We start from the raw sequence: 7,389 nt of genomic DNA on the forward strand, positions 1-7,389 counted from the left end.
TTTAATGAACCACAGAGAACACAGAGAATACAGAGAAAGAAAAGAGTGAGGTTGACAAATTTTTGCTACCGAGGTGGAGGAGTTGGTGTTGCTAAAGGTTTTGTGGGTGCAGTTATCGGTGTGGGTTCAAATTTGCCGCTGCTAATTTCATATCCTTCGGCAATTGGCCCTAAAGCTAGAACTGGGAAAAATGTCAGCGCGCCCAGAATTATGATTACTCCTGCGGTTACGCTGGTGAACAAAACTGAATCTGTTCTGAGAGTACCCGTTGTTTCAGGAACCAGTTGTTTGTTCGTCATGCTGTCAGCTAAAAGCAGCAGGGCAATAATTGGAACGTAGCGCCCCAACAGCATACTAAAACAGGTGCTTAAATTCCACCAAATTCCTGTCGGCGCAGGTTGAGAGTCTGCCAATCCTTCCAAACCAGAACCGTTGTTAGCCGCCGCCGAAGCGTATTCGTACATCACCTGAGAAATGCCGTGAAATCCCGGGTTGCTGATGCCGCTCAAACTGTCTGTAAAGGCGAGAGAAATGGCACCGGGGATTAAAACTGCGATCGGGTGAATTAGCAAGACAACGCTGGCTAAAACAATTTCCCGTTTTTCAATTTTGCGTCCCAAAAATTCCGGCGTTCTCCCCACCATCAATCCGGTGAGAAATACGCTCAAAATTGAGTAGATAAATAAGTAAGCCGTTCCCGTTCCTTGTCCGCCCCAAACGATTTGTAGAAATAAATTAAACAGAGTAGCAAAACCACCGGGAGGCATTAAAGAATCGTGCATCCCGTTGACAGCCCCGCACATTGTCCCAGTGGTAGTCACTGCCCAAAGTGCAGTTTCTGCCCACCCAAATCGCACTTCTTTGCCTTCTAAATTTGGCTGCTGCCCACCAAGTAAATTATTGATTTGAGGGTTGCCGCCGTACTCGCCAAACGCTGCAATGCCAATCAAGATAACGTAGATGCCAAACACCATCCAAAAAATCAGCCATCCCTGCTTTTTGTTGTTGGCAAATCTGCCGTAGGTGTGAATCATAGCTGCTGGAATGGAAACCATTGCTAGTGTTTCCAACAGATTAGTAAAAGGGTTGGGATTTTCAAAGGGGTGAGCGGAGTTAATGGCAAAAAATCCGCCGCCATTTTCTCCCAGTTGTTTGATGCTTTCAAAGTGAGCTACTGGGCCGCGAGCAATTACTTGCGTGCCGCCTTCTAATGTGCGGGCAATTGCCGGGCCTGCTAGGGTTTCCGGCACTCCTGAAATTAGCAAAAGCAAGGCAATTATTAAAGAAAGGGGTAGCAGAATCCTGGTGATTGATTGAATTAAATCGATGTAAAAGTTGCCCAATGGGCGGCCTGTTAAGCCCCGGATAAAAGCAATACCTACTGCTAAACCTGTAGCTGCTGAGGTAAACATTAAAAAACCCAGAGTTAACTGGGATAAGTAAGTAAATGTTGTCTCGCCGGAGTAATGCTGTTGGTCGGTACTTGTGAGGAATGAAATAGTTGTGTGCAGCGCAGTATCCCAGGTTGGGGCACTTAAGCCGGTGGCATTTAAAGGCAGCACTCCTTGAAGCATGAAAATTAGGAAAACAAATATGCCCATTGCTGCATTGCTGTAGAGTAGCGATCGCGCATATTGCCAACCTGTCATCGAATCCGAAGAGCGGATGTTGCCTGCGGTATAGATCAGTTGTTCTACAGGTTTGATGGCGGGGTCGAGGATTGTTTTTTCTCCCATGTACACCCGCGCAATGTAATTACCAAAAATAGGGGCGATCGCTACTACAATGATTAGCGTTAATGCGATTTGAATTAATCCTTCAAGCATAACTGAGCCAATACTTCCTTAAAAGTGCAATCTGCTTTTAACAATCAATATACTTGCGGTTAGGATTTTTGATAATCAGCCCGCAGGTATAAGTTGCCGTTTACCCGTTATGCTGAGCTGCTATATATTTTCACGGACTGACAAATGTTTAAATATTTAGCAGTATCTATGCTTGCAGATATAGATATTATCTAAACGCTTGTTTTTGCGTCACAGGAGACAAATTTTGGGGAAGAAAAACCGCAGGTATAAGGCAGAGAGTAGAGTGTAAATATAAAATATAAAATGGATGGATAAAGGATGTTAAACAGCTTATTGAAAATCACAGACAACCTGGCAGTTCAAGAGAAGTATTTGCGGGGGAGGTGGTCGATCGCAATTTTATTTGCGATCGTTGTAGTGCTGGAATTTACTACGCCGTCGGAGTATCTGTTTGGGTATTTCTACACAGGGCCGATTTTATTGGCAAATTCGCGCTTGAGTCGGTTGGGTAAGTTACAAATTACCCTGGTAGCGGCAGCTTTGACGCTGTTAAATTTGTTTGTTCCTCCTGGAGAAACGATCGCCCTAGCGACAGTTGCAAATAGATTGATCGCAGTCATGGCCTTGGGAGTGACGGGATATTTGAGCGATCGCAACCAGCAGTACCAAGAGGCGATCGCGATCGCTAAAGCTGAGTTGCAGTCGCAGCAGCAGCTAGCAAGCATCCGAGAAGATTTTGTCTCTACTTTGAGTCACGACTTAAAAACGCCGATGCTGGGGGCGATCGAAACTATTAAAGCTTTCCAGCAGGCAAAATTTGGGGATGTCACCGCCCGTCAGCAAAAAGTTCTGGAAACAATGGTGCGATCGCACAAAATGTCTCTACAATTAGTAGAAACGCTGCTGGATGTTTACCGCAACGATGCCGAAGGTTTAAAACTGCAACTTGCGCCCGTAAATTTAGTAGCTTTGGCAGAAGAAGTAATCGCAACTCTCATCCATTTATCGGCGGCGCGCCGGGTTTACATTAATATGAGTTACGGAGAGTCCGATTTCCGCCGCTCTTTGTGGGTAAACGGCGATGCGGTGCAACTCCAGCGCGTTTTTGTTAATTTGTTAACAAACGGGATAAACCATTCTCCTCGCGGTGGCAAAGTAGAAATAATCATGGAATCTTATTCGAGTTATCAGGTGGTGAAAGTTATCGATAGCGGGTTGGGAATTACTGCAGATGAACTGCCCCACTTGTTCGAGCGTTTTTATCAAGGACACAGCGATAGGCAAGCCAAAGGATCGGGATTAGGATTATACTTATCTCGCCAAATTATTGATGCACACGGCGGTATAGTTTGGGCAGAAAATAACTTGCCCCACGGTGCTTTATTTGGATTCCGACTCCCAGCTATCCCACAGAAATGAAACCAGCTTATCCATTACGAATTCTCCTAGTTGAAGACGACGAACTGTTTCGTTTGGGGCTGCAAACGCGATTGCAGCAAGAAAGTTGCTTGCAAGTAATTGCTGAAGCGGAAGATGGCGAAACGGCGGTAGAATTGACTCAGGAACACTTGCCAGATGTGGTAGTTCTCGATGTCGGTTTGCCGGGAATAGGGGGTATTGAAGCGTGCCGCCAAATTAAACAGCGACATCCAGCAATTCCCGTTTTAATCTTAACTTCTCATTCGCAAAAATTCTTAATTGAAAGATTGATTGGTGCGGGTGCTCAGGGCTATTGTTTAAAAGGAATTGCGGCGGAAACTTTAGTGTTGGCAATTCGATCAATAGCGGCGGGCGCTTCGTGGTGGGATCAGGCCGCGACTGCGGAAATTAGGGCGGTTTTTGCTAATCCTGAACCTGTCAAAGGTGGCTCAAAATCGGAAGTTTTAGACAATCCCCTGACGAAGCGGGAACAGGAAATCTTAGCTTTAGTTGCGGGGGGAAAAAGCAATCAGGAAATTGCACAAATATTGTACATTGCTCCGGGGACTGTACGGGTTCACGTACACGCGATTTTGCAAAAGTTAGAAGTGCGCGATCGCACTCAAGCAGCAGTGCTCGCTATTCAGAAAGGATTGGTAGCAGAAGAACTTTTGGCGATCGAACCTTGATAGGGCGGGTTTTGTACCGGAATGGTCGGTTTTTTAAAGGAATTATTGGCTAAACCTGCCCCTATCAAAATGCCTCTGTTGCAGGTTCACGGGAAATTAGTATCATTCGTCTTGATTCTTAATTTTACTGATGACATTGAATTTTTGAATTTGCTAAGCTTGATACATCTTAAGTTTTATAGAATCATCTAACCAGAGGTGTATTTTGCAAAATTTTATCAGTTCAGTTTTTAGTGCCATCGCCTTTCTCGACTCTGCCCTTCCCGATCGCCAAACTCTCCGCAACGGCATCGCAGCGGGGACAGAAGTTATTACCCTGGAGGCGGCGCGGGATGGAGTAGAACAAATTACTGAGGCACTAGCGAGTCGCAGCAATATCAAAAGCATTCATATCATCTCCCACGGCAGCCCCGCGAGTTTGCTGCTAGGCGCGATCGATCTAAACTTGACAAATTTAAAAACTTATGCTAAGCAATTGCAGCGTTGGTCGCGATCGCTGGCAGAGAGTGGAGAGATTTTGCTTTATGGGTGCGAGGTAGCGGCGGGGGAGAAGGGCGCTAACTTTGTGCAGCAACTGAGTCAGCTAACCGAGGCAAAAATTGCTGCTTCTAGATCGCCGATCGGCAGTTCTGCTAAGGGCGGAGATTGGGAATTAGATTATACAACAGGAGCGGTGTCCTCTGGGCTGGCGATCGACCCAGCCACGATGGCCGCCTATCAATTTGTGTTCGGCCTGCAATTTTTGGGACAAGCAGGATTTCCGGCAAATACAAATTTTGAAGGAACCCAGGTAGGTGGATTGTCTGGCCTTACCTACGCGGGCAACAATACTTACTACGCTATCTCCGACGGCCGCAATATTCCTAATGGCAGTCCTGGCCCGTCTCGCTTTTACACCCTCACTATACCTAATGTGAGTTCGAGTCCCTTGACATCAGCAGCAGGACAAGTGAATTTTACAGGGGTGACACAGATTGGCAATCCGCCTCCCTTTGCCGCAGATACATCGGATACAGAGGGCATTGGCTTCATCGGCGGCAATGTCTTCGTCTCTTCTGAAGGAAATTTCTCGACAACTACCCAGCCTTTTATTAATAGCTTCGCCATTGCAACAGGAAATCAAAACCTAGCACTGCCTATTGCTTCCAAATACAACGTATCAGCAGATACTAACAGCGGCATCCGCAACAATCAAGCTTTTGAAAGTCTGACCATTACTCCCAGTCAAAGTTTTCTGTTTACAGCAACAGAAAATGCTCTTGAACAAGACGGCCCTGCTACAGGTACAACGGCTACCATTGGCACGCGATCGCGCATTTTAAGATATAACTTAGCCACAAACACCGCAAACGGAGAATTTCTTTACAACACTGATCCAGGCAACGGCATTTCAGAAATGCTGGCCGTTGATGATAATACGCTGCTGGTTCTCGAACGTTTTTTCAACCCCGGGCCGCCGGCTTCAGGCGATTTGAAGCTTTATCAAATTTCTTTAAACGGTGCGACTGACATTCAAAGCAATACTGGCTTGATTGCTTCTGGTGTTGCTGGCATTACACCGGTATCGAAAACTCCGATCGCTACTGCTGCTTATTTCCTCAGTCTAGGCCCTGTGGCGCTTGTAGACAATTTTGAAGGGATGACATTTGGGCCTTCTCAAACGGCAACTGGGAAGCGAACGCTCATTCTTGTCAGCGACAACAATTTTGCCATTCCCACCAGATTCGCAGCGTTTGCAGCCAACAACGCACCTGTACTCGACAACAGTGGTTCGCCGATACTAACAGCAATTAACGAAGATGTACCTCCTGCCAGCAACAGCGGCACCTTAGTTTCTGCTTTAATTGCAGGTGCAGTTACAGATACCGACACCGCCGACACTCAAGGAATTGCTGTCACAGCGACAGACAATACTAATGGCAGTTGGGAATATTCAACTGATAGCGGTTCGACTTGGATCGCATTCGGCACACCGTCAACAACAGCAGCGAGACTGCTAGCAGGCAATGCCAGCATCCGCTTTGTTCCCAATGCAGACTACAACGGCACTGCCAATATCACTTATCAGGCATGGGATGGAACGACGACTAACTCTGGCAGTAATATCCTGACGAACGGTGGGACGGCTGATATTTCGACTGCCAGCAGTATGGGGGGATTGGCAGCTTTCAGTACAGCATCCGAGACAGCAACAATTACCGTTAATCCTGTCAACGATGTACCCTCTTTTGTGAAAGGGAGCGACTTAATCGCCCGCCACGACGGAGGCCCGCAAACCTTTGCTGGATGGGCAACAGGCATTTCCCCAGGCCCCGCCAACGAGTCGGCACAAACTGTTAGTTTTGAAGTGGTAGTAGGGAATGACGATACTGCTTTATTCAGCGTACTACCTGCGATCGACTCTTTGGGACAACTGACTTTTACACCGCTGGCCGGTGTGATTGGCACTGCTATTATTAATTTAACCCTCAAAGACAATGGTGGTATAGCTAACGGCGGTATTGATACTTCGCCTAGCCAGACTTTCGTCATTAACCTGACCAACCAGCAACCAGGGGCAGAATCAGACAGTTACAGAATTCCCCACGACAAGGTATTCAACCTGCCAGCCCCCGGAGTCTTAGCCAATGACGACAATCCCAACGGCGACGCCTTGACTGCCAAACTCGATTTGGCCCCCAACTTTGGCAAGGTAGTTTTTAACAGCGACGGTTCCTTCAGCTATACTCCCAATTCCGGTTTTGCAGGCATTGACAACTTTACTTACATCGTCAGCGACGGGGTATCGCTGTCTGCCCCGATTCCGGTGAACCTCAATGTCACTAACTTTCCGCCAGAGGCACAACCAGACAGTTACAGAATTCCCCACGACAAGGTATTCAACCTGCCAGCCCCCGGAGTCTTAGCCAATGACGACGACTTCGACGGCGACGCCTTGACTGCCAAACTCGATTTGGCCCCCAACTCTGGCAAGGTAGTTTTTAACAGCGACGGTTCCTTCAGCTATACTCCCAATCCCGGTTTTGCAGGCATTGACAACTTTACTTACATCGTCAGCGACGGGGTATCGCTGTCTCCCCCGATTTTGGTGGATCTCAATGTCACTAACTTTCCGCCAGCGGCACAACCAGACAGTTACAAAATTCCCCACGACAAGGTATTCAATTTGCCAGCCCCCGGAGTCTTAGGCAATGACGACGACTTCGACGGCGACCCCTTGACTGCCAAACTCGATTTGGCCCCCAACTTTGGCAAGGTAGTTTTTAACAGCGACGGTTCCTTCAACTATACTCCCAATCCCGGTTTTGCAGGCATTGACAACTTTACTTACACCGTCAGCGACGGGGTATTCCCGTCTCCCCCGATTTCAGTGAACCTCAATGTCACTAACTTGCCCACCAATCAGCCGCCGCAGGCAAATAGTGACCGTTACAACACTCCTCACGACAAGACTCTCAATGTCGTATTCCCCG

Annotated in this window: 4 protein-coding genes; 3 read left to right on the forward strand and 1 reads right to left on the reverse strand. The window is 47.4% G+C overall.

The window, feature by feature from the left end:
* Positions 1 to 65: 65 nt before the first annotated feature.
* Positions 66 to 1,826: a potassium-transporting ATPase subunit KdpA gene (kdpA, locus tag QUA70_RS18070; protein ID WP_333349002.1), complete on the reverse strand. Its 1,761-nt coding sequence runs from the start codon at positions 1,824 to 1,826 to the stop codon at positions 66 to 68.
* A gap of 300 nt (positions 1,827 to 2,126) precedes the next feature.
* Between kdpA and QUA70_RS18075 the strand changes: the two genes are divergently transcribed.
* From QUA70_RS18075 to QUA70_RS18085, 3 genes are all read left to right on the forward strand, one after another.
* On the forward strand, positions 2,127 to 3,227 hold the full coding sequence (locus tag QUA70_RS18075) for a HAMP domain-containing sensor histidine kinase (RefSeq protein ID WP_333349000.1): 1,101 nt from the start codon (positions 2,127 to 2,129) through the stop codon (positions 3,225 to 3,227).
* Positions 3,224 to 3,916, forward strand: a complete 693-nt coding sequence (locus QUA70_RS18080) for a response regulator transcription factor (protein ID WP_333348998.1) — start codon at positions 3,224 to 3,226, stop codon at positions 3,914 to 3,916. The genes QUA70_RS18075 and QUA70_RS18080 overlap by 4 nt, the downstream gene beginning before the upstream one ends.
* 205 nt (positions 3,917 to 4,121) lie before the next feature.
* The coding region (locus QUA70_RS18085; protein ID WP_333410529.1) for an esterase-like activity of phytase family protein at positions 4,122 to 7,389 on the forward strand (3,268 nt) is incomplete at its 3' end.

Origin of the sequence: Microcoleus sp. LAD1_D5 (assembly GCF_036702115.1) — a bacterium.
Taxonomy (GTDB): Bacteria; Cyanobacteriota; Cyanobacteriia; order Cyanobacteriales; family Microcoleaceae; genus Microcoleus.